General features: G+C 57.4%; 21 protein-coding genes. 9 read left to right on the top strand and 12 right to left on the bottom strand.

Annotated elements, in window-relative coordinates; genetic code table 11:
• Nucleotides 1-167: 167 nt before the first annotated feature.
• Genes RYB09_RS10385 through RYB09_RS10355 form a run of 7 tightly spaced genes read right to left on the bottom strand, consistent with a single transcriptional unit; the run spans nt 168 to nt 6,987 of the window.
• Nucleotides 168-1,280 carry an endo-1,4-beta-xylanase gene (locus RYB09_RS10385; protein ID WP_316888227.1) on the bottom strand — a complete coding sequence of 371 codons (1,113 nt, stop codon included), beginning with the start codon at nt 1,278-1,280 and terminating at the stop codon, nt 168-170.
• Nucleotides 1,280-2,023 carry an inositol monophosphatase family protein gene (locus RYB09_RS10380; protein ID WP_058408621.1) on the bottom strand — a complete coding sequence of 248 codons (744 nt, stop codon included), beginning with the start codon at nt 2,021-2,023 and terminating at the stop codon, nt 1,280-1,282. Before RYB09_RS10380 ends, RYB09_RS10385 begins: the two co-directional genes overlap by 1 nt.
• Nucleotides 2,020-2,781 carry a glycerophosphoryl diester phosphodiesterase gene (locus tag RYB09_RS10375; RefSeq protein WP_122259611.1) on the bottom strand — a complete coding sequence of 254 codons (762 nt, stop codon included), beginning with the start codon at nt 2,779-2,781 and terminating at the stop codon, nt 2,020-2,022. Before RYB09_RS10375 ends, RYB09_RS10380 begins: the two co-directional genes overlap by 4 nt.
• A gap of 6 nt (nt 2,782-2,787) precedes the next feature.
• On the bottom strand, nt 2,788-3,894 hold the full coding sequence (locus RYB09_RS10370; protein WP_122259612.1) for an ABC transporter ATP-binding protein: 1,107 nt from the start codon (nt 3,892-3,894) through the stop codon (nt 2,788-2,790).
• Complete coding sequence (locus RYB09_RS10365) at nt 3,891-4,784, bottom strand: ABC transporter permease subunit (protein ID WP_002555449.1); 894 nt, start codon at nt 4,782-4,784, stop codon at nt 3,891-3,893. Before RYB09_RS10365 ends, RYB09_RS10370 begins: the two co-directional genes overlap by 4 nt.
• The gene (locus tag RYB09_RS10360) at nt 4,781-5,674 is read right to left on the bottom strand and encodes a sugar ABC transporter permease (protein ID WP_316888223.1); all 894 of its coding nucleotides are present in this window, start codon (nt 5,672-5,674) and stop codon (nt 4,781-4,783) included. Before RYB09_RS10360 ends, RYB09_RS10365 begins: the two co-directional genes overlap by 4 nt.
• The gene (locus tag RYB09_RS10355) at nt 5,671-6,987 is read right to left on the bottom strand and encodes an extracellular solute-binding protein (RefSeq protein WP_004667316.1); all 1,317 of its coding nucleotides are present in this window, start codon (nt 6,985-6,987) and stop codon (nt 5,671-5,673) included. Before RYB09_RS10355 ends, RYB09_RS10360 begins: the two co-directional genes overlap by 4 nt.
• A 165-nt stretch (nt 6,988-7,152) precedes the next feature.
• Between RYB09_RS10355 and RYB09_RS10350 the strand changes: the two genes are divergently transcribed.
• The 5 genes from RYB09_RS10350 (at nt 7,153) to RYB09_RS10330 (ending at nt 13,495) form a co-directional block, all read left to right on the top strand.
• Nucleotides 7,153-8,283, top strand: a complete 1,131-nt coding sequence (locus RYB09_RS10350) for an ROK family transcriptional regulator (RefSeq protein ID WP_005745972.1) — start codon at nt 7,153-7,155, stop codon at nt 8,281-8,283.
• Between the two features lie 292 nt (nt 8,284-8,575).
• The gene (locus tag RYB09_RS10345) at nt 8,576-9,397 is read left to right on the top strand and encodes a phosphate/phosphite/phosphonate ABC transporter substrate-binding protein (protein WP_058402678.1); all 822 of its coding nucleotides are present in this window, start codon (nt 8,576-8,578) and stop codon (nt 9,395-9,397) included.
• A 31-nt stretch (nt 9,398-9,428) separates the two neighbouring features.
• Nucleotides 9,429-12,338 carry a putative bifunctional diguanylate cyclase/phosphodiesterase gene (locus RYB09_RS10340; RefSeq protein WP_058408624.1) on the top strand — a complete coding sequence of 970 codons (2,910 nt, stop codon included), beginning with the start codon at nt 9,429-9,431 and terminating at the stop codon, nt 12,336-12,338.
• 11 nt (nt 12,339-12,349) lie between these two features.
• Nucleotides 12,350-12,661 carry a hypothetical protein gene (locus RYB09_RS10335; protein ID WP_058408625.1) on the top strand — a complete coding sequence of 104 codons (312 nt, stop codon included), beginning with the start codon at nt 12,350-12,352 and terminating at the stop codon, nt 12,659-12,661.
• A gap of 198 nt (nt 12,662-12,859) precedes the next feature.
• Entirely contained in the window at nt 12,860-13,495 is a 636-nt protein-coding gene (locus RYB09_RS10330) for a hypothetical protein (RefSeq protein ID WP_058408626.1), read from the top strand.
• Nucleotides 13,496-13,537: 42 nt separating this feature from the next.
• Here the strand turns inward: RYB09_RS10330 and RYB09_RS10325 are convergent, their stop codons facing one another.
• The 3 genes from RYB09_RS10325 to RYB09_RS10315 all read right to left on the bottom strand — a co-directional run bounded on the left by RYB09_RS10325 (nt 13,538) and on the right by RYB09_RS10315 (nt 16,949).
• A complete protein-coding gene (locus RYB09_RS10325) occupies nt 13,538-14,089 on the bottom strand; it encodes a hypothetical protein (protein ID WP_058408627.1) in 552 nt (183 codons plus the stop codon).
• A gap of 82 nt (nt 14,090-14,171) precedes the next feature.
• Entirely contained in the window at nt 14,172-14,411 is a 240-nt protein-coding gene (locus RYB09_RS10320; RefSeq protein ID WP_003317071.1) for a hypothetical protein, read from the bottom strand.
• Nucleotides 14,412-14,642: 231 nt separating this feature from the next.
• Entirely contained in the window at nt 14,643-16,949 is a 2,307-nt protein-coding gene (locus tag RYB09_RS10315) for a TonB-dependent receptor (RefSeq protein WP_058408628.1), read from the bottom strand.
• A gap of 412 nt (nt 16,950-17,361) precedes the next feature.
• Here RYB09_RS10315 and RYB09_RS10310 point away from each other — a divergent pair, with 412 nt between their 5' ends.
• The gene (locus RYB09_RS10310) at nt 17,362-18,210 is read left to right on the top strand and encodes an ureidoglycolate lyase (protein WP_058408629.1); all 849 of its coding nucleotides are present in this window, start codon (nt 17,362-17,364) and stop codon (nt 18,208-18,210) included.
• Between the two features lie 49 nt (nt 18,211-18,259).
• Here RYB09_RS10310 and RYB09_RS10305 read toward each other — a convergent pair whose 3' ends face one another.
• Nucleotides 18,260-19,078 (bottom strand): alpha/beta fold hydrolase, encoded by an 819-nt coding sequence (locus RYB09_RS10305; protein ID WP_058408713.1) that lies wholly within the window; start codon nt 19,076-19,078, stop codon nt 18,260-18,262.
• Between the two features lie 277 nt (nt 19,079-19,355).
• Between RYB09_RS10305 and RYB09_RS10300 the strand changes: the two genes are divergently transcribed.
• From RYB09_RS10300 to RYB09_RS10290, 3 genes are all read left to right on the top strand, one after another.
• On the top strand, nt 19,356-21,677 hold the full coding sequence (locus RYB09_RS10300; RefSeq protein ID WP_316888220.1) for a mechanosensitive ion channel family protein: 2,322 nt from the start codon (nt 19,356-19,358) through the stop codon (nt 21,675-21,677).
• Between the two features lie 153 nt (nt 21,678-21,830).
• A complete protein-coding gene (locus RYB09_RS10295; protein WP_058402671.1) occupies nt 21,831-22,715 on the top strand; it encodes a sugar nucleotide-binding protein in 885 nt (294 codons plus the stop codon).
• Nucleotides 22,708-23,637, top strand: coding sequence for an NAD-dependent epimerase/dehydratase family protein (locus RYB09_RS10290; RefSeq protein WP_058402670.1), 930 nt, complete (start codon nt 22,708-22,710; stop codon nt 23,635-23,637). Before RYB09_RS10295 ends, RYB09_RS10290 begins: the two co-directional genes overlap by 8 nt.
• Nucleotides 23,638-23,922: 285 nt before the next feature.
• On the opposite strand, the gene RYB09_RS10285 is transcribed toward RYB09_RS10290, so the two are convergent.
• Entirely contained in the window at nt 23,923-24,609 is a 687-nt protein-coding gene (locus tag RYB09_RS10285; protein ID WP_058402669.1) for an OmpW/AlkL family protein, read from the bottom strand.
• Nucleotides 24,610-24,705 lie beyond the last annotated feature (96 nt).

Here is a 24,705-nt window from a genome sequence, read left to right as displayed (position 1 = left end):
TTTATCTGTTTTCCTGCTTATGTGAACTACCGTTCTAGCACATCGCTGGAACCTGCTGTTCAGGTCCAGAACCGGAGCCCCCGTTTATCGGGGGCTTCGTCGTTTTCAGGCGTCAGAAAGCGCTGAACCGCTCTGGCGGTGCTGCTGCCATGAAGGCTGCTGTACGCCTAAAACCGCGCATCCTTTTGTGTTTGCGCGTTTTCGAAACAATGCGCGATCACCCAGCTCGTCGGCTTCACTTCACCTCGTGGGCCAAACGCCAATGCCCGTTTTGCCAACGGCCCGTTGCTGGCCGTGGCGCCTGCAACATGCGGGCTCTCCCAAACACCCCACGTAATAACGGTAGATACCGAGCGCGTGGCAAGCATCACGTCGAGATACCGCTTATAAGTCGCTGCAACTGATCCATCGCGCTCTGCGATAGACCCCGTCAAGTGGCTGTCGTCGACGTCCAGTTCCGTGATGTGGATCGACAACCCCATATCACGCACTGCCAGAATAAAGCGAGAGAGGCCCGGACCAAATGTGTCGCCTGCACGCAGGTGGGACTGAATGCCAAGGCCGTGTATCGGAATGCCCCGCTGCTTGAGCCCGCGCAGCAGGGCGAGCACGGCAGTGCGTTTGCTTTCGCCGTAATGGGCATCCTTTTCCAGGCCGTAATCGTTGTAGCAGAGCAGGGCGTCCGGGTCGGCCTTGTGCGCAGCCTTGAAGGCTATGTCCAGATAGCGAGGCCCGAGCATCTGATACCAGAATGAATTGCGCAGCCCGTCAGGCTGGCCGTCCTCCAGCTGGATGGCTTCGTTGACGACGTCCCATGCGCTGATAAGGCCACGATAATGGCTGGCGACGGTACTGATGTGCGCCGTCAGCACCGCTTCGGCGTTCGTCGGGGTGACGGTCTGGTGAACCCAGTCGGGCAAAGAGCGATGCCAGCAGAAAGTGTGGCCGCGCATACGCTGGTCATGCGCTTTCGCAAACCCCGCGATTGCGTCGGCGGGTGCGAAGTTGTAACGCTCTGGCTCGGGGTGGACGGTCTGCCACTTCAAGGCGTTTTCTGGCACTACGATGCTGGCCTGACGGGCGACCAGCTGCCGATAGGCCGCATCGTCATTCAGCTTTGCCGGATCAATCGCAAAGCCGAACCGAATACCTTTCTCGGCTGCAGGCTGGCGCAATGCGGGAAAGGGTTCTGCCGCCAGCAGCCTGCTGTTGACGAAGGGCATACACGCCAGCAGGCGGACAAACGCAGTCAGAAAACCGCGTCGACTAGCCCGGCGCATTACGCACCAAAGATCCCCATCAACTCCTCACGCCCGACCATCACGGTCATTGACCCTTGCTTTTGCTCACCTTCAATCGTGCACAGCAATCCAGCTTCTCGACAAATAACCGCGCCTGCCGCGATGTCCCACAGGCTGGTGAATTTCTCCATGTACCCATCCGTTTGCCCCAGCGCGGCGAACGCCAGGCCGATGGTTGCGCAGCGATAGCCTGCCAGGCCCCAGCCTTGTTGGCGCAAGGTCAGTTGTAGTCGTCCCAACTCTTCAGCGTCCCATCGGGTGTTTTCGCCTACGCCGGCAATACGCAAATGCTCTGGCGGTTGCGGGCGGACGAAAGGGATGCCATTGCGCAGCAGGCCATCGCCCGTGCGCGCTGCCAGGGTGTAGCCCAATGCCGGGTAGGCGACGACGCCGATTTCGGGTTCACCTGCGGACATGTACGCCACTGCTATTCCCCACAGCGGTGTGCCACGCAGGTAGTTGCCGGTGCCGTCGATAGGGTCGATAACCCAGCCGTCGGTGATGAATTCGCCGCCCATTTCTTCGCCAAGAATTGCATCGTCGGGGAAGTGTTTGCTCAGCTCTGCACGGAGCAGTTGCTCCACTTCGAAGTCGGCGCGGGAGACGAGGTCTTGTGCGCTTTTGGTGGTGATGTCGAGGGTGTGGCGGTCGTTGAAATACGCCATGGCCAGGCCGGTGGCCTGTTCTACGGCGTGCATGGCGACGCTGAGTCGTTTGTTCATTGCAGACAGCCTCCGTTCGGCAGGTTCAACAAGTCCGGGTAATCACTGAGAATCGACTGCGCGCCGTGTTCCAGCAGGTAATGCGCACGCTTCGGGCTGTTGATGGTAGCCACGGCGAATTCGACGCCGCTGCTTTTCAGGCGAACAAGGTGATGGTCATCGAGCATGTCGTCAAGTACGTGAAGTATTCGGCAGTCATATTCGGCCAGCAAAGCGACCGGGTCAGCAGGCGCAACCACGCAGGCGATGGCCAGCGGTACATCGTTCCACAAGCGTCGCGCGGCCGTTAGTGAGCGCACCGAAAAGCTGGAGACGAACAACCGATCGTTGTCGGCGGGCCACAGATTTTTGAGGATCGGCATCACCACTTCCGCCGTCTCGATATCGTCGCCAATGGTCGGTTTGAGTTCGACCTGCAAACCCAGGTTGAGGCGCAGCGCGCATGCCACGATCTCTTCGAAGGTCGGGATCTGCAAGCCCGCGAATTCAGGTGCGAACCAGCTGCCTGCGTCCAGTTTGCGGATGGCCTCAAGTTCGTGAAGCACGACAGCGCCGCGCCCGTTGGTGGTTCGGTCCAGCAAGTCGTCGTGAATCACGACAGGCTGGCCATCGCGGGTCAGCTTCACGTCGATCTCGACCCACTCGGCGCCGCACTCGGCGGCTTTCTCCAGGGCCAGCAGGGTATTTTCCGGTACGTAAGCCTTGGCACCACGATGGGCAATCAGGGACGAGCGGACGAGGGGCGCAGGTTTGAGCATGGCGGGTCACTTGGTGGTTTGGGAGAAGGAAACGAGCTGGCGTTGGCCGCTCTCGATATCGAACAGCAAGGGCGCGGGATGGATGGCGATTCGAACCTGGGTGCCGGGCATCAGATGCTGCCGTTCGGCGAGGCTGACAACACAGCGTGTTCCGGCCAACTGGCAATACAGCAGGCTGTGGCTGCCGAGATTTTCCGAAGATTCAACGGTGGCGGTGACGCCTGTCTGGCCGAGCGCGACGGTCTCAGGGCGCAGGCCCATCAGCCATTTGCCTGTCCGGTTGCTGGCAATGCCGAGTTTGATGGGCAGGCGTTGTCCGTCGGCCAGGATCAGAACGTTGTCGTCCAGGCAGTGCACAGGCAGCAGGTTCATGGGCGGGGTGCCGATGAAGCTGGCGACAAATGTGCTGGCGGGCTGATCGTAGATGTCGGTGGGCGTGCCGATCTGCTCGACATGGCCCTTGTTGAGAATCACCACACGCTCGGCCAGGGTCATGGCCTCGGTCTGATCGTGGGTGACATACAGAATCGTCGCCCCGGTCTGCTGGTGCAGGTTACGAATCAACAGGCGCATTTCATGGCGCAGCGCGCTGTCCAGATTGCACAGCGGTTCATCGAATAGCAGCACCGGCGGTTTGCGGATCAGCGCCCGACCGATCGCAACGCGCTGACGCTGACCGCCGGAAAGCTCTCCGGGCTTGCGTTGCAGCAACTCCTCCAGCCCCAGCGAACTGGCACACTCGCGAATACGCTGTTCGCGCTCCTTGCGTGAGATGCGTGCCAGCTTCAGCGCGTAACCGATGTTGTCGGCGACGCTCATGTGCGGATAGAGCGCGTAGTTCTGAAACACCATGGCGCAGCCACGTTCCTTGGGCGGCAGGCGCGTCACGTCGCGGCCACCCATCAGAATCTGCCCTTGGCTGACGTCCTCCAGCCCGGCGACCATGCGCAGCAACGTTGACTTGCCACACCCGGACGGGCCGAGGATGACGTTAAGCTCGCCCGCCTTGAAAACCAGATCGAGCCCGTGAAGGATGTGCCCAGAGCCATAGGTTTTGTGCAGGCCCTTGAGGACGATATCCGGCGCGCAGGCAATAGGGGTGAGCGCGTTCATTTACCGACTCCGATCAGACCTTTGACAAACCATCGCTGCATGAGCGCAATGACGAGGATGGGGGGTAGCATGCTGACCACGGCGGCGGCCATCAGCAGGTTCCATTCGGGGACCTGGGTTGCATCGGTCGGCAGAAAGCTGGCGACGCCCAGCACCAGCGTGCGCATGTCCTCGCGATTGGTCGCGACCAGCGGCCACAGGTAGTCTTTCCACGCGCCGATGAACACCAGCGTGCCGAGCGCCGCGAAGTTGGTCTTCGACAGCGGCAGCAGAATGTCGACAAAAAAACGCCAGGGCCCGGCACCGTCCATACGTGCGGCCTCGACCAGTTCGGCGGGCAGCGTCTGGTAAAACTGCCGGAACAGAAAGGTGCCGGTGGCTGAGGCGATCAGCGGCAAGGCGAGCCCTGTGTAGCTGTCGAGCAGGTTGATGGTCGGCACCGGCAGCCACTGGATGCCCAGCCATTGCAACAGATTGCGTAGCGGTCCGAGCAGGTCGCTGGCCACCGCATACGTGGGGATGATGCGTACTTCCAGCGGCAGCAGCAGAGCGCCCAGCACGGCAAAGAAGATCACCGAGGTGTAGCGGCTGCGAAAGTACACCACGGCAAATGCCGTCAGCGCCGAAAGTGTCAGCTTGCCGATCACCACCAGCGTGGCGACCAGCAGGCTATTGCCCAGCAAGCGCAGCAGGTCGAGACGTCGGGTGACTTGTTGCAGATTCTCCAGCAGTTGGTCGCCGGGTATCAGCGCAAGGCCGTGGGCGAACAGTTGTGGGTTGCTCACAGTTGCCGAGCAGACTGCGACGTACAGCGGCCCCAACGCGAACACCAACCCGAGCGTCAGCAGCAGATAAGCGCCCGTATCGAGCAAACGGTGACGCTCGATCATGCTTTCACCCCACGGCGCTGGAAGCGGGACAAGAGTTTGAACTGAGCGATGCTAAGCGCTACGACTGCCAGCAACATGAGCACTGACAGTGTCGACGAACCTGCCAGATCCAGGCCCATGAAACCGTCGGTGTAAATCTTGTAGGCCAGCACATTGGTGGTATCGCCGGGCCCGCCGTGGGTAAGGGTGTCGACTAGCCCAAAGCTGTTCGACAGGCTTTCCAGCAGGTCGATGACAAACACGAACAGCAGATAGGGCGCAATCAGCGGCAGCTGTATGTCGAGCATGCGTCGCAACGGGCCTGCCCCGTCCAGTGCGGCGGCCGCGAGGTAGTCATCGGGGACGGACTTCAAGCTGGCGACCAGCATCACGAAGTTGAACGGCACCAGGCACCACGCATACGCCACGATCAGCAACGACATGCTCTGCATCGGGCTGGCGTAGGGTGCCCAGGTGCCGGGGGCAATCGCGTTGAGCCAGGCGAAAATGCCCATCACCGGATTGGCCAGCACGTGAAAGACAATGCCGATGGTGGCGCCCGATACCGCGTAGGGCCAGATCAGCAGATTGCGAAACACTGCGTTGCCGCGCAGTTTCAGTTCAAGGCACAGCGCAAGCACCAGTGCGATGAGGATCGAAAGCACAACGCTCGACAGGCTGAACACCAGCGTCGAGCCTAGCGACGCGAGCACACCAGGGTCTCTCAATACCCGCAAATAGTTGCTCAGGCCGACAAAAATTTCGTTACCGCCGAAGGGCGGCACCAGATGAAACGACCACCAGATTGCCTGGACTGCAGGCCAATAAAAGAACAACCCGAGTGCCAGCAATTGGGGCAGGGCAAACAGCAGCGCCAGGCGCGGTTGCGGAAAATGCGCACGAGGCTTCATGGCGTTGCCCCGTCTGACTCGTTGCTGGCCTGGGCCTGATGCATCTGCTGAAACAGGCTGAGCAATTCGTTGGCGCGCAGCGTTGTCTGACGCAGGGCGTGTTCAACGCTCTGGCGACCGGCGAGCGCGTTTTCCATTTCCTGCGACCAAACAAGACGCATCAGCGTGATAAAGCCGCAGCGCAAAGGCGTAGAAGGCTGGCCGTCAATGTCGTGAAGTGCCGCAAGCCCGACCATTACGGCCGACGGCTCTCTGCCTGCGGATTGCAACCGTGCCGCTGCCGCCTGAGTAACTGGCAGGTAGCCGGTCCGGGCACTGAACACCAACTGATTATCCGGTTGCAGTACGAACGCCAGAAACTCCGAGACCAGCCGGTAATCCCGCGCGGCATGCCCACGCATCACCCACAGCGAGGAACCTCCGGGAGCGTTGGTACGGCGTTGGGTGTTGGCGTAAATCGGCAGTGCTGTGACATCGATATCGGATTTGAGCGTGCTGTGCACGATATTCCAGGCACCGGTGGAGTCGATCAGCATGGCGCAGTCGTCGGTGGCGAAAGCCAGCGCCTGTTGACCGCTGCGGGTCGAATCCTCGTGCACCACCAGACCTTCGGCGGTCCATTGCGCCAGGTCGTTCATCAAGCGCAGGTGGGCACCTTTGTCGAACTGATAGCGTTCGGTGCCAGCGGCGCGAACCGCAACTTCGGTGCCTTGCGCTGCACTGGTCTGCTCCAGCCAGATCCACGGCGAAAATTCGCTGACGACAGGGCATGCGTGGCCGTTTTTCTTCAAGGCCCGCAAGGCTGTAGCAAATGCTTCCCAAGTGGCGGGGGGCTCGCTGATACCTGCCGCGGCCAGGGCATTTCGGTGCGTGTAGAGCACGGCGGTGGACGCCGCAAAAGGCTGGGCCGCCAGAGCGCCGTGATCATCGGAGTAATAGCGGCGCAAGGCTGGCAGAAAGGTGTCGTCGGAATAGGCCCTTTGATGACCGGCCATGATGGCCTCGACAGGCAGAGTGGCACCGCCCAGTAGCATGTCAGGCGTGGCCACGTCGTAAATTTCGACCAGAGCCGGGCCTATGCCTGCGCGGTACGCTGCGACGGTCTTCTGCAGCGTCTGCTCATAACTGCCCTGGCGGATACAGTGCAGGCGATCCCCATCCTCACGCTGCGCATTGAAGCTTCTGCACAAATCTGCGATGGCACTTCCGGCCGCGCCGCCGTGGCTATACCAGAACTCGGCGGGGGCGGCGAAGACCTGAGCAGCGAACGGCAGCAGCGCCAGCATGGAAAGCGTCTTACTGATGAAAGGCATGAGGACACCCACAAGAACTCAGTGCCATTTAATACAGCTTGTGTGTAGTATTTGTGACCTGCGCGACTTTTATTAAATTTTCATGATGGAAGTGTGCAATGGGTGGCGGGCGATACACTGCTTTACACGCCCACTGTTTTAATCCTCCCCTGATTTGTAGATTCCATGCCCCTCGACCTCGATACGCCACTTCATGCGCACCAACCGCTGAGCCTGAATGAACGCAAATTGCTGGATATCCTTCGCCGTCGAGGTGTGATCACCCGCGCCACGGTTTCGACCGAGATGGACCTGGCTCAGCAGTCGGTGCACCGCCTGATCGAAGAACTGATCAGCCGAGGCCTGCTGCGCAGCGGCGAGCGAGTGAAGAACGGCCGTGGTCAGCCCAGCCCGCGCATTGAGCTGGTCAACGAGGCGGTGTATGTCATCGGCGTATCGATCAATACCGATTCGGCAGTGGTCTGCATCGCCGATCTGGGCTGCAATGTGCTGGAACAGGTCACCTTGCGTACGCCGCCGTTGAGCCGCAACAGCACGCTGGATTCGCTTGATCAGACCATCGAACGCATGCTTCAACGCAATGGCATCGAGGCGCAACGAGTAATTGGCATGGGCTTCGCCATCGCCGGTTTTTTTCTTGAGAACCGCCAGATCAATGCACCTGAACCGCTGCGCGATTGGTCATTGATTGACTTGCAACCGATACTCGAAGAACGCTTCGGCATGCCGGTCTGGCTGGAAAACAACGCCACCACTGCGGCCATCGGTGAAAGCCTGGTGGGCGTGGGGGCCTGGGCCAGCAACTTCATCTACCTGTCGTTCAACTTCGGTTTCGGCGCAGGCGTGGTGATCAACGGCAAACCGTATTTCGGCAGCCACGGCAACGCGGGCGAGATCACCCTCTACAACGACGAAGAGTCGATAAACCGTCCGGCCTTGCGTTACCTGCTGGATGAATTGCATCAGAACGGCGTACAGGTAGATTCAATCGAAGACCTGCGCCTGCGCTTCGACCCTGACTGGCCCGGCGTGGACACTTGGCTGGCACGCGTCAAACCAACCCTGGATCGTCTGGTTAACGCACTGGCGGGCCTGTTCGATCCACAGGCGGTAGTGTTTGGCGGGCAATTACCGCCAGAGCTGGGCAGACGCCTGATTGCGGCAACGACTTTCTGGGGAGCCCACCGCTACAACGCGCCACCGCCTCGGCCTCAGTTATTGCTGAGTGAGACCAATGGCGATGCGGCGGCTATCGGGGCGGCACTGGTGCCGTTGAAAGAGCGGTTTTTTGTTTGATCTGTCGTCAACAATAACTCATTGCTGGGTACTGCACGTTGCGGCCGAGGCAATGGTCATGCAGCAAAAGCCACCTCGGCCTGTCCAGTTCGAGACTATCGCGCGGATGCAGCAGGCAGGTGCATTGGCTGGCCAATTAATATTTCTTCATGCGGTCTTTGCTTAAGATTCAAGAGCCTCGGCCGATCATATTAGATGGCTGGGCTTAAGTTGCCGCTCATCACCGTTGACTAAGAAGTTATTATACCTGTGGAGTGGACAAGTGAACTTACGCCTAGGCTGCAAAGCTATAATGATCGCCCTGTCTTTTGCCTTGTCGAATATGGCCGCGTCTGAAGAGCTGAAAGTCTACAACTTTTCGCCTGTCAATCAATACAATCTTAATCTTTCAGCCGGTTTTTGGAATCCAATCATAAAGTATGTGTCCGAAAAAAGCGGCGTGAACCTCACGCTGAAATTAGGGCGGACCTCCTCTGATACGACAAGTTATGTGCTCGCGCAAGAAGTTGACTTCGCGTTCACCAACCATCTTTTTAGCCCGGAACGCGACAAGATGGGCTGGAAGGTGTTTGGTCGCCGTGACGCGCCTGCTATCGTGGGGCAAATCGTGGTACCTGCCGATTCGCCCATTCATAGCCTTTCAGAGCTAGAGGGCAAGGAAGTCGTGTATCCGGGACCGGAAGCGTTCATCGCTTATAAAGTCACAAACTCGGAGTTGGTCAAGAAAGGGATCAACACGTCTACTGTGTTTGCAGGGAATATGGACGGTGCTTTCAGCCAACTCCTCAGTGGTAAGGCTCAGGCGATGGGAGCCAATTCACAGCTGGTAAGCGGCTACACGGAGAGAGAAGGGAAGTCGTTCCGCGTACTGTGGAGTTCAGCCTCGTTCAATGATTTGGCCCTCATGGCATCCCCTCGGGTTTCTAAAAAAGAACGTGATGCGGTAGCCAACGCATTTTTTAATATGCAAAACGATCCCGACGGTAGCAGGGTTCTTCGTGAGGCGACCGAGCTGGTCCATGCACCGGCACCGATTACCTTCATTCCTGCGACGGAAGCGGATTATGCGTCCTATCGTGATTTTTATAACAGTTTGCCAGCAAACCTTAAGTAAATAATTTCAACTTTAGCTGGAGAGGCTGTTAATGAATTTCTTTAAAAGCCTGCTGCCCAAATCACTGACGTCGCGAATACTGGCGATGTTATCCATTCTGATACTGACTTTTTTGACGACAGGGCTGGGACTGTTTTATAAAAACCAGCTGCTTCAGCATATTGAAGAGATACAAGACACCGCTAACATGCTCATTGAGGTTGCGGCGCAAGCGGTTGAGGAAAGTGTCGTCATCGGCGATTACGACACCATCAAAAGAACCCTCGAAAAAACCCTGGCTCGCTCGCCGTTCAAGTCGGCCATGTTTATTGACCTGTCGGGTGGCGTGATTCGCCTTGAGGCAGCCAGTGCGCCTGTTGGAAGAGCGCCTGCGTGGATAGAGTCTGAAGTCGCTGCAAGATTATTCGATGTCAATCGCCCGATCACTATTGGCGGAAAAGATTATGGCGTGATGCGTTTGTCTTTTAATGCCGAGAGAATTGCTGCCGAACTCTATAGTCTTGTGATCCAGGCTACATTGTTTGCGGTATTTTTTCTGTTGATAAGTTTGATGTTGATGGGGTTCATGATCAAGCGTTCGCTTGCTCATCTGGGCAAACTTCACTCTTATGAGGCGGAAATTGCTTCAGGTGCAGTGGCAGCAGAAGCGATGTTGGTCGCTGATGCTCCCATGGAAATACAGGAGGCTATAAAAGCGGTAAACCGCACTGCCGCCAGTATGCGCAATCACTTTGGCCTGCGTATCGAATCGTTGATGAATACCTTGGTGCAGCATAAAAATGCCCTGGACGAGGTTTCAATCGTTTGCGAAGTTTCGGCCTCCGGACGTATCACCTACGTTAACGAACGATTCGTAACAAGCTCACAGCATTCGCGAGCCGAGCTTTTAGAGTTGACGATCGATGAAGTCTGGACCGGCATCTCTTCAACTTCTGAACCGTGGCGATGGGCTCCTGAAAATGAGGTGTGGAACGGTGAGCTCAGGCTTTCGGGTCGTACCGGTAAGGATGCATGGCATCGACGCACCATAATACCTATTCTCGATGACATGGGTGGCGTTGAAAAATATATTTGCATCGATATCGATATTACTGATCGAAAGGAGTTTGAGGTCGCGATTCTGGATAACTCCAGAAGGCAAAACCTTATTGCCTTGTTTGGTCAGCAGGCATTGACAGAAGAAAACGTCAGTGCGCTGGGTGGACTGGCAGCATTGAACGCGGCGCAAGGATTAACATTGTGCAAGGTGGCTTTATTAGTCGTTGATCGAGTGAGTCATGGGGTCATCCTCAACGCGGAGGTTGGCTTGAACCACGTGGAAGTCCGCAGTGGTTATCACAATGATTTTTTGAACGGTACTGCTGCTTCCACTGGGTGTGTCATTAATTCTGATACACCTGATAACAGGTACACGCTGCTGCCGGACGAAACAGTGGAGGCTTGCGGTATTAGAAGTGGTCTAGAGATTGAGATATCCTGCAGGGAGGTTTTCAAGGGTGTTCTTGGGGTGTATGCCAGCACTGACTACTCCTTTACACGTGAAGATGTCAGCTACCTTCAAACACTTGCTAACCTGTTGGCCGCCGCGCTTGAGCGGTATGATGCCAAGAAAAAGCTAATCTATCTGGCCGAAAATGATTCGCTCACCCATCTGCCTAATCGCTGGTTTCTCAGCAATTATCTGCGCGAGATAATCAGTCGGAAAACGTCAGTGCCAGATGCAGTCAGTGTCATATTCATCGATTTGGACAGGTTCAAAGCAGTGAATGACACCATGGGGCATTCAGTGGGCGACCAATTGCTTATCCAGGCGGGTCGACGCTTGAAAGACTGCATTGATGAAAACAGTGTGGTTGCGCGGCTGGGAGGCGACGAGTTTTCTATCGTCGTTACCCATCATGTTTATTCCGAAAGCCTTATAAAAACCCTTGCGACCCATGTTGTTGAAGCGTTGGGGAAACCATTCAATCTGGGCGGTCAGGATGTATTTGTTTCAGCGAGTGTCGGCATCGCTAATTATCCGTTTGATGGGCGAGACACTGGCGTTATCCTGAAGAATGCGGATACCGCCATGTACCATGCGAAAAAAAGTGGCCGTAATAATTATAAGTTTTATAAGGCCACGATGAACGAAAGTTTAGTCAAGCGCTTGCAAACTGAAACGCTATTGCGGGGTGCGCTTGACCGTGATGAGTTTATTCTACATTTTCAGCCAAAGGTCAGCCTCACCGATGGCAGGATAAGTGGTTTGGAGGCTTTGTTGCGGTGGAATCACCCGGAGCAGGGTATGGTTTCTCCGGCTGAGTTTATCCCTATTCTTGAAGACACTGGCCTGATTATTCCTGTCGGCGAATGGATTATCCGCAACGTGTGTGAAACCATAAAAAGCTGGGGAGAGAATAATATCAGGCAGGTACCGATCGCCATCAATCTGTCCGTCAGGCAGCTTCAGGTAAAAGGCCTGGCGGAGACCGTCAAACATATCGTTGAAGGGTACGGTATCAACCCCGCTCTTTTAGAGTTCGAATTGACCGAGTCGATGCTGATGATCGATCCCGAGTCGGCGGTTGAAATACTTCGAGATATAAAATCGTATGGTATAAGCCTTTCGGTCGATGATTTCGGAACGGGCTATTCGAGTTTGGCTTACTTGAAGCGATTTCCTCTTGACGCCCTCAAAATCGACAGGGCGTTCATAAAAGATATAACGAGCAATCATGAAGACGCCGCTATCACCAGGGCGGTCATCGTATTGGCGCACGAATTGGGTCTTAAAGTCATTGCAGAAGGTGTCGAAACAGTCGACCAGTTAGCGCTGCTCGTGACGTATGGCTGCGATCAAATGCAGGGTTATCTTTTTAGTAAGCCTGTCATCAGTGAAGCGTGTGCTTCTATGATTAAATCGTCACGCAGTCTGAGAGAGTTGGAAATACCTGCTTGAGAACCGCGACCATGAGAGTTATTCGTAGCAAAGACTTCATCGCCACTCAAGCTTGGGGCGCTGACGACATAGCTAATATGGGTGGAACCACTGTACGCCTCCACTGGACCGATAAGCCATATAAGTGGCATATCAACGATGGTGAGGAAGTTTTCGCCGTTCTCGATGGAACGGTGGATATGCATTATCGCGAGTCAGGCATCGAACACATCGTTAGATTGGAGGTTGGCGACGTGTTTTTCGCAGGGGATGGATGTGAACATGTTGCGCATCCTTGTGGAGAAGCACGGATTCTGGTTATCGAACGTGAGGGTAGCGTTTGAGTTGACCGGGCTATCGCTGGTCATTACCTATTCACGCTTATGGCGTCAGGCACGCCTGCGCCAGCCTGAAGATTATTGACGAATCTTTAGTTGATGGCACAATAGTGGCTTCTGGCGCTGCTGTATGAGGCAGTGTTAAGGCCGCAATTCTTGAATGGATTCGGACAGACGTTCTGTTATTGACTAAGGAAATCGTAAATGAAACGCTTGAAGACACTGGGCCTTGCGGCAATGCTGGTATTGAGCGGTTGCGCCAGCTTTACCAAGGATGAAGTAGCGCCCGTCACCATGCCCTCGATGGCCAGCTACGCGAATAAGCCCAACGTGTTTGTTGCCTTCGATTTCTACCAGGGCACACCCGGTACCACCGGCGCATTGGAAGTGCCGCAAGCTCGGGATGCACTCAAGCCCCAACTGCAAAAAGCGCTGACTGACTCTGGTTTGTTTGGCCGAGTGACCCTTGATGAGTTCAAGAAACAGCCAGGCGACTACAGCCTGCACCTCAAGGTTTATAACCATCCGCCAAGCGGTGGCCAATTGGTAATGGCGTTTATCAGCGGCCTGACCCTGACTATTATTCCGACGATGGCTACCGATCAGTACAGCATGAGCCTGGACGCGCAGGATTCCCAGGGTAAGGTGCTGAGAACACTCAGTAACCATGATGCAATCAATACCTGGATGGGTATCTGGTTTGTGCCGATGATGGCCAATACACCGCAGAAGGCTGTGACCGATACATTTACGCGCCAGGTCAATTCACTGCTCAAGCAGTTGGTGGATAGCCAGAATCTGAAGTATTCAATGCTGAAGGGTACTGGTCCACAGGCGTAATGAACTCACGCCCAAAAAAAAGAGCCCATATGGGCTCTTTTTTTATTTGTGATTCAGCGCTTGAGTAAACAGTGGGTCGCTGTATAAAGCCTTGAGCAAATCACGTACTAACGGGTTGTAGGCGTTTGCAGCATTGGGGATAGCGATCGCACCTAAAAAGCTGCTGTTCCATTGACTGCTGACCTGCTTGGTGGCGTCATATTCAACTTTCTCGCCGTCAAGCAGGGTGAAGCGCGCGGCGATTATGCCGGAGCCTGTACCCATGCCGGCGGTCAGTTCATTCTGCGTAACCAGCACATTTAGCTGGCGCGGCGATTGCGGGTCGATGAGACCTGCGCGGTCCAGTTCACCAGTCAGGGCATCCTGGATGTGTTGCGTGATGCTGCCGCTAGGGGATGTGACAGGATTACCCCGCACTTGCAGTGAATTCTGACCTGCCGCGGCGCTGACTTGAGTCTGACGGATCGGTAAAAGGGGAGGTGTTTGCTTGAGCTTCTGGACGTTATTGAAGCTGGGCTCGTAACGCGTCATGGTCACGCCACAGCCTTGCATCAACAGTGCAAGCAACGCCACCAATACTAGATTTCCCTTCACTGCATTTCCTTGCCTGAGTTATGTGAGGGCGTGATTATCAGGAACCTCAGATTCAAGGGCAATGCTTGATGGCCTGCGGGCCCTACATCCTCAGCGCTATAGCCTCTGCCACAAGGCACTCCAGTGCGAACTGCTCGGTATAGGTCATCTGAATCGGCGTGGTCTCGCCTTTGACGGTCCTTTCCCCATCGAGGATGTAGCGAATGCGTTTGTCGGTCACACCGATGCGCTTGGCGATCCATGAAGGGGTTTGGCCGATGCGCGAGATCAGCTTGTCGGCGTATTCGGTGGACGGGTTATAGAGTTCTGCGTTGGGTGTCATGGGGTGTCCGGATGAAGGTCAGGCGCTATAGGTGCGTGGGAGTATGCAGCACGGTGCGCTATTCGTCGCCATTGGGGTTGGCAACCCACGCTGCTGTGCAGAGACATGTAGATTGCCTTCGCGAACAAACTCGCTCCCACTGGGATACATCTCCCTGGCGTAAGTTACGCGGCGTCATTCAATATGATTGGCGATCGGGGCGATCCTTCGCCCGCTTTCAGTCAGCATCAATCAAAGCTTCACGCCCAGTGTCACAAACGCACTGCGTGGCGTGCCCACCTGCAGAATCTGCAAATTGCCCGCAGGGTCGGTCGCTGCGCTGGCGTCGGTGTTGAGGGTGGAGATGTAACGCTTGTCGAACAGGTTGACCATGTTCAGCGAGACGGTGGTGTCTTTGACGGCACCGAGTTTGCCGAAGTCGTAGCCGAGGTTGGCGTTCGCTACCCAGTAGCCGCTGACACTGGAGTCGTTGGTGTAAGTGTAATAGCGCTTGCTGATGTAGTTGCCCTGCATGCCGGCATTCCAGTGCTCCCAATTCCAGTCCAGGTTGCTGGAATACATCAGCTTGGGCGTATCGACGACGGTTTTGCCTTTCACATGAACGGTGCTGCCGCCGCTGGCGTAGTCGTCGTCATAAGTGCTGTGGTTGTAGGACATGGAGTTGGACCAGCGCCAGTGCTCGTCGGGCGTCAGGCCGAATGACAGTTCCAGGCCCCGACTGGTGACGGAGCCGACGTTGGCGACGCCGTTCTGGCAGATGACGATGCCGGTGCAGTTGGTGATGGCCACCAGGCGATTGTCGAATTTGGTGTTGTAGACCGCCGCGGATGCCGAGTACAGCTTTGTGCTGCGGCGCACGCCCAGTTCAACGGTTTTCGATGTTTCGGGTTTGAGGTCCTTGAAGCCGTTCTGCGCATCCACTGCAGTCTGCGTGGTGAAGAACGGGCTGTAACCGCCACTCGGAAAGGCCGCCATGTTTTCCGAATAAGACGTAAACACTTCATCGCTGTCATTGAGTTTGTAGGTCGCGCCCACTTGCGGCAAAAACCTGTCCCGTGCTTCCAGCGAGCCGCTGGCATAACCGCCGCCTTTCCCTTCGGCAGTGGAGGTGGTGACGGTATTCTTTGCGCCGAACTCAAGCTTGAGGCGGTCATCGAGCAGGGTGTAGGTGTCGCGCAGGTAGAACTGCCGGGTCAGGTCGTTGTAGCTCTGGTCCAGTACCGTAGCCGCTTGCCTCAGGCCATTGGTTTTGACGATGTGGTTTTGCGGCGTCGCATTGGTGGTATCGAACAGGTAACGGGCGATGTCGTTCTTGTTCGATTGAATCCAGAACCCGCCCTGAATTTCATGCTGGCCCAGGAAGTACGTCAGCGAACTCTGGAAGCCGGTTCGATCAATGCCATACACCGTGCTGCGAATCGAGTTGCTGGGGACAGTGGTCGAGCCGCTGGTAAAGATGAACGGATAATACGAATTGCCCCGGCCCGAGTCATGGTGGTGATAGGCCGTGGCGTCCAGCACCAGATCATCGGTCAGCGAGAAATTGCCGCTGAGGATGTCCAGTTCGTCGTCGCGCAGGCTGCTGGCGTTGTAGGTCGCATCGCTTGCGCTGGTTACGCCGCCGGTGTAGATGCCGTTGGCTGCATTGACCGCGCGGGTCCAGTCTGGCGTGTAGTAACTCCAGTTGTAGCCCAGACGCTGGATGATGCTCTTCGACAGACTGGGCAGATTGGCCTCGTCGTGAGACGAGGTGCTGTGGAAAAAGCTCACGCGGTTTTCGCCGAAGTTGTAATTGACCTTGGCGTTCACAGCGTCGGATTTTTGCGGGTTGTCGTGGCCTTTCCAGGCATCGGCGTCGTACTTTTCTCCCGACACATAAGCGGACAGACCGTTGTATTCGCCCGTGTCGACGCGCATGAAAGTACGCGAGGTGTCGTAACTGCCCAGGGTCTGTGACAGTCGCGCGCCGAACTCCTTGTCCGGATTGGAACTGGTGAACTGGATGGTGCCGCCCAGATCGCTGTTCGATGCCGTGCCCAGCGACCCGATGCCTGGAGCCACTTCGCTGGCAGCGATGTTTTCCGCGATGATCGCCCGGGTGATGCTCAGGCCGTTGAAGTTGCCGAAGCTCATGTTGCCAAGCGTGACGCCGTCCAGCGTGTAGCCCAGGTGGTGCATGTCAAAACCGCGCAGGCTGATGCGCTGGCTGCCTTCTTCACGACCCAGCGGGTCGCCGGACTGGAAGTTGACCCCCGGTAGCCGTTGCAGAACTTTCAACGGGCTGGTACCTGCGGAATAAGCGCTTACGTCCTTTTGCGTGACGCGTTGCACCTGCCGGGTTTCGCCCTGGCCAATCACCGACACCGTGCCCAGTGTCACGGCAGCGGTGTCGTCGCTGGCGGGCGCCGTCACTGAGGTGGGCACATCGTCGTCGGCCTGAATGAACGGGCTGATCAGGCACAGTGAATTCAATGAAACCAGCAGCGCAAGGCGCGTTATCGGGAATCGAGAAGCACGCGGTATCGATCGATTGTTCATGAAAAGGTTTTCCTGGGGCGTCAGGGCGCCGCGCTTGCGACGGGGAATCTGCAGGACGTATTAGCGTTGACATGAGTTCAGCCGGCCCTTGAAGGCGTACGAGTCCGTCGTGTTTTCGAGGGGCGCTCGTTTCAACGAAAGGGCTCGTTTGAACTGGGGGTGATATTAATACTCACTGTGTGTATTAATTATGACCAGTGGCGTGTTATCCCGATTTTTCTGCCACTCAATGCCAACCGGCGTGCTGGGCAGTTGGTCGTAAATTTCATTAGGCAAGGCGTCCGTTGCGATGCTATCTGTCCAGATTCAGTGGGTTCAGCCCGATCGTGAATACGTATTTCCGAAGGCCGGGCAACAGGGCGTTACCCTCTGAATCCGCGGTTTGCACCTTGGACAGAAACGGGAGAACTCGATGAAATTGCTTCGTTACGGTGAAAAGGGCCAGGAAAAGCCAGGCCTGCTTGATGCTGCCTACCAGATCCGCGATCTGTCCGCACATGTCACGGACATCGCTGGCGAGGTGTTGAGCCCGGCAGGCCTTGCCAGCCTGGCTGCGCTTGATCCCGAAAGTCTGCCTCTGGTTGCGGGCCGACCGCGCATCGGGGCGTGCGTCGGGCAGGTCGGCAAGTTTATCTGCATAGGCCTGAACTACGCCGACCACGCAGCCGAATCGCGGATGGAAGTGCCCAAGGAACCCATCATATTCAACAAGTGGACCAGCGCAATTTGCGGCCCGGATGATAACGTCGAAATTCCTCGCGGTTCGCTCAAGACTGACTGGGAAGTCGAGCTGGGCGTGATCATCGGCAAGGGCGGGCGTTATATCGACGAAGCCGTTGCCATGGAGCACGTTGCCGGTTATTGCGTGGTCAACGATGTGTCCGAGCGCGAGTGGCAGCTTGAGCGCGGCGGAACCTGGGACAAGGGTAAAGGCTTCGATACCTTCGGCCCCATAGGCCCTTGGCTGGTGACCCGCGACGAGGTTGCCGACCCTCACTCGCTCGACCTGTGGCTGGAGGTCGACGGTCATCGTTATCAGAATGGCAATACGCGCACGCTGATTTTCAGCGTGCCGCAACTGATCGCCTACCTGAGCCGTTGCATGAGCCTGCAACCGGGTGATGTCATCTCCACGGGTACGCCGCCGGGTGTGGGCCTGGGCGTCAAGCCAGAGCCGGTCTTCCTGCGCGCAGGGCAACGCATGCGCCTGGGGATTGCGGGGCTGGGCGAGCAGAATCAGCTGACCGTTCAGGCCGACTGATTCGCTGCCTGCCGGGAGTCGGTAATCGGCTCCCTGTTACACAAAAATATCAGCCCTGCACAAACGTCAGCAGGTCTTTGTTGAGTGTCTCGGCATGGGTCACGGCAAAACCGTGCGGCGCGCCGGAATAGACCTTCAACTCGGCACCCTTGATCAGCTCGGCGGCGCGCTTGCCTGATGCTTCGAACGGCACAACCTGATCACCATCGCCATGAATCACCAGGGTCGGCACATCGATTTTCGCCATGTCCGGGCGGAAGTCGGTTGCGGAGAATGCAGTCACGCAATCCAGCGTGCCTTTGAGCGAGGCGAGCAGGGCGATGTTCAAGGTCTGGGCCTGTACGCCCTCGGAAACCTTCTGGCCTTTGTTCAGGCCGTAGAACGGCGTGGCAAAATCACTGATGAATTGCGCGCGGTCCTTGAGCAGACCCTCCTTGATGCCATCGAACACTGATTTGTCGACGCCTTCCGGATTGTCGTCAGTCTTGAGGAAAAACGGTGTGACCGAGCCCAGCAAGGCCAGTTTGGCAACTCGCTCGCTACCATATTTTGCGATATAGCGCGTCACATCGCCGCCGCCCATCGAGAAGCCCACCAGCGTCACTTCGCGCAGATCGAGGTGTTCGATCAGTTCGGCGATATCGTCAGCGAAGGTGTCGTAGTCATAACCGGTCCACGGCTGGCTGGAGCGACCGAAGCCGCGGCGGTCAAAGGCAATGGTGCGATAGCCTCGGCTGCTGAGGTATTCCATCTGGTATTCCCACATGTCCGCATCCAGCGGCCAGCCGTGGCTGAACAGTACCGGCTTACCCTCGCCCCAGTCCTTGTAATAGATCTCGGTGCCATCTTTTGCGTTGAACGTGCTCATGCAGATTCCTCTCAATGTCGGGTTGATCGGGCAAGCGCTTTGGCGCACAGGCTCATGCACGCCTTCGGCAGCCGCCGATAATTCCGGCAGTTGGCGCTTTGCATAGTTCAGTCGGGAAGAATGAGCGTACTGTTCTGGCGCAATTTTTTGAAACATCGGCTCATCGTATTTCCCTGCCGGAACCGAACTTGCCGGGCATAAGGGAATCAGTTCCTTGGGATCAAAGCGCGCTTTGGCCTGTGCATGGTTGTATTTGCCCATCGAAGGAGAAAACTGCGTGGCGTCTCAGCTGAAAATCTTGATCCTGTCGGGTCTGCTGCTATTCGAAGGCAGTTTCAATCTCCACGCAGCCGATGTACCTGCGCTGCCAATGGGCGCTGCGGTGCCGACCGACGACAAAGCGGCCGAGAAGGCCGATGGCAAAGAAAAGGCCGATGCCAAGGCAGCTGACAAACCCGCGGCGAAAGCGGATGACAAGGCCGCTGAAAAGGCGGATGCAAAACCGGCAGACGGCGGGGAGCCAGCAGCGGCCGAAGCCCCTGAGCTTCTGGTGCAGGGCGGATTGCTCGGTGCTATCAGTTCCAGCATTGATGACGTCCAGGAAAAGCTCAATCTTGACGACAACCTCTTCGACGCCTGGCAATTGCGCGCCGACCGTGCAGCCGACGAACTGGAGAAACTGGTCAACAAGCGCACTACACGTTCTCCGTGGAGTGTTGCCGGGGACTTCCTCGCCTTGTCGTTTGTCTGGATCGGCTCGTTTGCCGTTCTGACCACTTTGGGTCGTTTTCTGGCGGTGCGCTTGTGCCGAACGCCATTCATGCGGGTGCGCGAGCGCAGTCAGGCGCTGCTCAAATACGTGTTGCCGTTCACCTTGCCAGCCATCGTCTGTCTGCCATTGACTCTCTACGTCAGCCACTTCATGCCGTCTTCGGTCGGCCGTGCGCTGGCGCTGTGCTTTGCCTATGCGACCAGCAGCGGCATCGTGTCGACCTCGGTGCTGCTCTGTGTGATTGTGATGTTCAACTCCGGGCACAAGCGCGCTGCGGTACGCATGATTCGCCGCTACGCGCCGAGGCCACTGTTTGTGGTCGGTTTTCTGGCGGCGCTGAGCGATGCACTGACCAGTCCGCAGATCGCCCGCCAGTTGGGCAGCAACGTCACCACCAGCGTTGCAGTGTTCACCGGGCTGTTTGCCTCGGTGGTGTTCTGCATGCTGATCATCAAGGTGCGCCGCCCGGTGGCGCACCTGATTCGTAACCGTTCCTTGAGCAGCCGCCTGCAACGGCCAGCGCTGCAGCAGTCGCTGAAAATCTTCTCCAACCTGTGGCACCTGCCGATCCTGCTGATGATTCTGGTCTCGGCGATCAACCTGATCGGAGCCGGTGAAGACAGTCAGGAAGCGCTGCGTTGTGCGTTGTTCACCACCATTCTGCTGATCACCACGGTATTTTTGAGCACAGTGTTCCAGCACCTGTTCAAACCGACCGAATCCCTGGGGCGCGGCGGGCATGTGTACAAGGCGCGTCTGCTGAGCTTGGTGTACGCGGTGTTGCGCATTGCGCTGGCCATCGGGTTCATCGAGATACTGGGGCGTATCTGGGGCTTCTCGATGTTCGAGTTTGCCCAGCGCAATACGCTGGGGCGCGTGATCAGCGATTCGCTGAGCAGCATCGGCCTGATATTTGTGGTCACCTGGCTGCTGTGGGTGGTGCTCGACACGGCCATTCAGGAAGCCCTCAAACCACCAGCGAACCATCGCAGTGGCCGCCAACCGAGCACACGAATCAAGACCATTCTGCCGCTGCTGCGCAACGCGGTGAAAATCATTCTGGTGGTGATCTGCGCGATCACCACCATGGCCAACCTGGGCATCAACGTTGCACCGCTGCTGGCGGGTGCCGGGGTTGTCGGTCTGGCCATCGGTTTCGGTTCGCAACAGCTGGTGCAGGACGTGATCACCGGTCTGTTCATCATCATCGAAGACACCTTCTCGGTGGGCGACTGGGTGGTGCTCAGTACCGGCCATTCCGGCTCGGTGGAGAGCCTGACCATCCGTACCGTGCGCCTGCGCGACGGCAAGGGGTTTGTCCATTCCGTGCCGTTCGGGCAGATCAAGGCGGTCACCAACCAGTCGCGGCAGTTCGCGTATGCCTTCTTCTCGGTGCAGTTCACTTACGACTCGGATATTGATGATGCGCTGGCGCTGATCCGCGAAACCGGGCAGTCGATCAGCGATGACATTCTGCTCAAGCACAACCTGCAAGGACCGCTGGAGGTGTTCGGCGTCGACAGCATGAACCTCAACGGCATGGTGTTGACCGCGCAATTCCGTACCTCTTCCGGCGGGCAGTACGCAGTGGGGCGCGCCTTCAACGAGCGCCTCAAGCGCCTTGTGGATAAAAACCCGAACGTGCGTTTTGCGCAGACTTATCCACAGATGGTCATGGGACCGGGCTTCAACAACCCGCAGGCTGGCGTTGAAGCCGAGGGGCCTCCTGCGCCTTCGGACCCAGCTGCTGCGACACCTTCCGCGCCGGCACCTGCACCGCTTGGTCTGCCCAAGGGCAACAGCCCGCCAGGGCCGGCAGCTCAGTAATCAATGGGGCGCGATGAGACGCTGCAACGCGTTGTGGCGGCGTCATTGACCCGCCAGGCTGCGCAACTGTTGGGGGTTGGCAGGCAACGTGTTATGTTTGCAGGCGTTTTTCAATTGTTCGTTTGATTATCTGATACCGAGCCTGCTGACTCTATGCGAATGCGCCTTATGCTGTTGGGCGGCGGGAATGCCCTCGGGCAGGCGCTGATTCGTCTGGGTGCCGAGGAAGACATTGGTTTCCTCGCACCACGTCCACCGCAAGACGGCTGGGACGTGGCGAGCCTCACGCAACTGCTTGATGACACCCGCCCCGATGCCCTGATAAACCTCGCTTACTACTTCGACTGGTTTCAGGCGGAGACCGTGAGCGCAGCGCGCCTGACCCATCAGGAGCGCTCTGTCGAGCGCCTGGCCGAACTGTGTCAGCACCACAACATCACACTGGTCCAACCTTCCAGTTATCGTGTGTTCGATGGCTCGCGCGCGACCGCCTACAGCGAAAAAGACGAGCCAGTGCCCTTGGGGCTGCGCGGTCAGGCGCTGTGGCGTATTGAGCAAAGCGTGCGCGCCACCTGCCCGCAACATGTGCTTGTGCGTTTTGGCTGGTTGCTGGATGACAGCGCCGATGGCGTGCTTGGCCGCTTTCTTTCGCGCGCCAAAGAACCCGGAGAGCTGCTGCTGGCCGATGATCGACGCGGCAACCCGACGCCGATCGATGATGCGGCGCGGGTGATTATTTCAATCGTCAAGCAACTCGATTGCGAAGCGCCGCTGTGGGGCACGTACCACTACGCCGGACACGAAGCGACCACGCCACTGGCGCTGGGTCAGGCGGTGCTCACCGAAGCGCGTCTGCTGCACCCGCTGGCCATTGAATCGCCCACCGCACAGGCTCACGCCGCGCGTCCCGATGCAGCCGAGGAACCGCAGCACGCGGTGCTGGCCTGCAAGAAAATTCTCCACACTTTCGGCATCAAGCCCCGCGCCTGGCGGGCCGGCTTGCCAAGCCTGCTGGACCGGTATTATCGACATGTCTGACGCCCCTGTTCTGATTACGGGAGGTGCCGGCTTCATCGGCTCGCACCTGACCGATGCATTGCTTGCCGACGGGCATTGCGTGCGCATCCTCGACAACCTCTCGGCGGGCAAGCGCAGCAATTTGCCGCTCGACAACCCGCGGGTTGAACTGATCGAAGGCGACGTAGCCGATGCCGAACTGGTCAAGCGCGCTGCGCAAGGCTGTAAGGCCGTCGTGCATCTGGCGGCGGTGGCCTCGGTTCAGGCGTCAGTCGACGACCCGGTGCGCACCCATCAAAGCAACTTCATCGGCACGCTGAATGTCTGTGAGGCCATGCGCGAAGCGGGCATCAAACGCGTGATCTTCGCGTCCAGCGCGGCGGTATACGGCAACAACGGCGAAGGCGAAGCAATCACTGAAGACACCACCAAAGCACCACTGACTCCTTACGCATCGGACAAGCTGGCCAGCGAGTTCTACTTGGACTTCTACCGCCGTCAGCATGGTCTGGAGCCGGTGATCTTTCGCTTCTTCAACATCTTCGGCCCGCGCCAGGATCCGTCGTCGCCGTATTCGGGCGTGATCAGCATCTTTGCCGAACGCATCCAGAAAGGCCTGCCGATCAACGTGTTTGGCGATGGCGAGCAAACGCGCGATTTCTTCTACGTGGGCGACCTGCTCAAGCTGTTGCTACAGGCCCTGTCACGGGAAAGCGCCATTGAGGGCGCGATCAACGTCGGTCTGAACAAGACCACTTCGCTCAATGAGCTGCTGTCGGCACTCTCGCAAGTGGTCGGCAAACAGCCGGAAGTCAGCTATCAGGCACCGCGCTCGGGCGACATCAAGCATTCACGGGCCAGTAACCAACGCCTTCTCGAGCACTTCAGCATTGATGAGCCGACACCACTGGTTCGTGGGCTTGAGTTGCTGATGGGGCAGTGAGCCCCGCATCGACTGTAAGTGCTGATCGTCCCCACGCTCTGCGTGGTGATGCATTTCTGGACGCTCTGCGTCCGCTCTTGAGCGTGCGGTGCAGCGCCTATTTGTGACGCAGAGCGTCACGAACTGCATACCGACGCGGAGCATCGGCACGATAGTCAGGAATCCGGGGCGCGGGTTAAATCACGGCACGATAATCAGGAATCCGGCACGCAGAGTTCAAACCACAAAACACAAAGGCACCCGCTGAGGGTGCCTTTGTGTCTGTGGCGTTTGAAGGTGTGCAGGTCAGAACTTGTAACCCACGCCCACCATGTACACCCACGGGTCGATATCCACGTCGACCTTGGTCTTGCCGACGGCCAGGGCAGAAGGGCCGTCCACGGTCGCTTTGGTATCGATGTCGACGTACCAGACCGAGGCGTTGACCAGTACGTTGTCAGTGATCATGTAGTCCATGCCCAGTTGAGCGGCCAGACCAACCGAGTCCTTGAGCTTGAGGTTGCTGAAACCCTGATCCTTGCGGTTGCCGGTCAGGTCGGTATCGAAGAAGGTGGTGTAGTTGATACCCACGCCCGCATACGGCTGGAACTTCGACGAAGGCTCCATCGGGTAGTACTGCAACGACAGTGTCGGCGGCAGTTGCTTGATATCAGCCAGCTTGCCGTCCAGGCCTGGCCCCAGGCCTTTTACTGAAACGGTGTGGCTGAACGGTGTAGCAGCCAGCAACTCGATGCCTACATGCTGGGTCAGCATGTAGGCGAAGGTCAGGCCGAGCTGGTTTTCGCCGTCGACAGTCGCTTTAGTGCCGGAAACCTTGGCACCGTCGAGGCGCACTTCGCCGCTGTCTTCATTGGGCTGGACGTGCGCAACACCGGCGCGAACGATGAAGTCGCCGGACTGGTACGCGTGTGCCGCGACCGGGGCGGTGAGGGCAAGCGCGACAATAGACGCGCGTAGCAAGTGCTTGTTCATGGAGGCTCCAGAGATCAGTCAAAATTTATGGGCATAATGTTAAAGCGCTGTCGAGCGGCGACTTTGACTCAGCTCAATGAAATCGCTGGGAACCTC

Source organism: Pseudomonas syringae group sp. J254-4 (assembly GCF_032586855.1).
GTDB classification, from domain to species: domain Bacteria; phylum Pseudomonadota; class Gammaproteobacteria; order Pseudomonadales; family Pseudomonadaceae; genus Aquipseudomonas; species Aquipseudomonas amygdali.
Note: the sequence above shows the minus strand (reverse complement) of the source record. Positions and strands in the feature narration are given on the sequence as shown.

Excerpts from the sequence above, each read along its gene's own strand:
- RYB09_RS10385 (WP_316888227.1), bottom strand. The coding sequence starts at position 1,280 with ATGCGCCGGGCTAGTCGACGCGGTTTTCTGACTGCGTTTGTCCGCCTG.
- RYB09_RS10380 (WP_058408621.1), bottom strand. The coding sequence starts at position 2,023 with ATGAACAAACGACTCAGCGTCGCCATGCACGCCGTAGAACAGGCCACC.
- RYB09_RS10375 (WP_122259611.1), bottom strand. The coding sequence starts at position 2,781 with ATGCTCAAACCTGCGCCCCTCGTCCGCTCGTCCCTGATTGCCCATCGT.
- RYB09_RS10370 (WP_122259612.1), bottom strand. The coding sequence starts at position 3,894 with ATGAACGCGCTCACCCCTATTGCCTGCGCGCCGGATATCGTCCTCAAG.
- RYB09_RS10365 (WP_002555449.1), bottom strand. The coding sequence starts at position 4,784 with ATGATCGAGCGTCACCGTTTGCTCGATACGGGCGCTTATCTGCTGCTG.
- RYB09_RS10360 (WP_316888223.1), bottom strand. The coding sequence starts at position 5,674 with ATGAAGCCTCGTGCGCATTTTCCGCAACCGCGCCTGGCGCTGCTGTTT.
- RYB09_RS10355 (WP_004667316.1), bottom strand. The coding sequence starts at position 6,987 with ATGCCTTTCATCAGTAAGACGCTTTCCATGCTGGCGCTGCTGCCGTTC.
- RYB09_RS10350 (WP_005745972.1), top strand. The coding sequence starts at position 7,153 with ATGCCCCTCGACCTCGATACGCCACTTCATGCGCACCAACCGCTGAGC.
- RYB09_RS10345 (WP_058402678.1), top strand. The coding sequence starts at position 8,576 with ATGATCGCCCTGTCTTTTGCCTTGTCGAATATGGCCGCGTCTGAAGAG.
- RYB09_RS10340 (WP_058408624.1), top strand. The coding sequence starts at position 9,429 with ATGAATTTCTTTAAAAGCCTGCTGCCCAAATCACTGACGTCGCGAATA.
- RYB09_RS10335 (WP_058408625.1), top strand. The coding sequence starts at position 12,350 with ATGAGAGTTATTCGTAGCAAAGACTTCATCGCCACTCAAGCTTGGGGC.
- RYB09_RS10330 (WP_058408626.1), top strand. The coding sequence starts at position 12,860 with ATGAAACGCTTGAAGACACTGGGCCTTGCGGCAATGCTGGTATTGAGC.
- RYB09_RS10320 (WP_003317071.1), bottom strand. The coding sequence starts at position 14,411 with ATGACACCCAACGCAGAACTCTATAACCCGTCCACCGAATACGCCGAC.
- RYB09_RS10315 (WP_058408628.1), bottom strand. The coding sequence starts at position 16,949 with ATGAACAATCGATCGATACCGCGTGCTTCTCGATTCCCGATAACGCGC.
- RYB09_RS10310 (WP_058408629.1), top strand. The coding sequence starts at position 17,362 with ATGAAATTGCTTCGTTACGGTGAAAAGGGCCAGGAAAAGCCAGGCCTG.
- RYB09_RS10305 (WP_058408713.1), bottom strand. The coding sequence starts at position 19,078 with ATGAGCACGTTCAACGCAAAAGATGGCACCGAGATCTATTACAAGGAC.
- RYB09_RS10295 (WP_058402671.1), top strand. The coding sequence starts at position 21,831 with ATGCGAATGCGCCTTATGCTGTTGGGCGGCGGGAATGCCCTCGGGCAG.
- RYB09_RS10290 (WP_058402670.1), top strand. The coding sequence starts at position 22,708 with ATGTCTGACGCCCCTGTTCTGATTACGGGAGGTGCCGGCTTCATCGGC.
- RYB09_RS10285 (WP_058402669.1), bottom strand. The coding sequence starts at position 24,609 with ATGAACAAGCACTTGCTACGCGCGTCTATTGTCGCGCTTGCCCTCACC.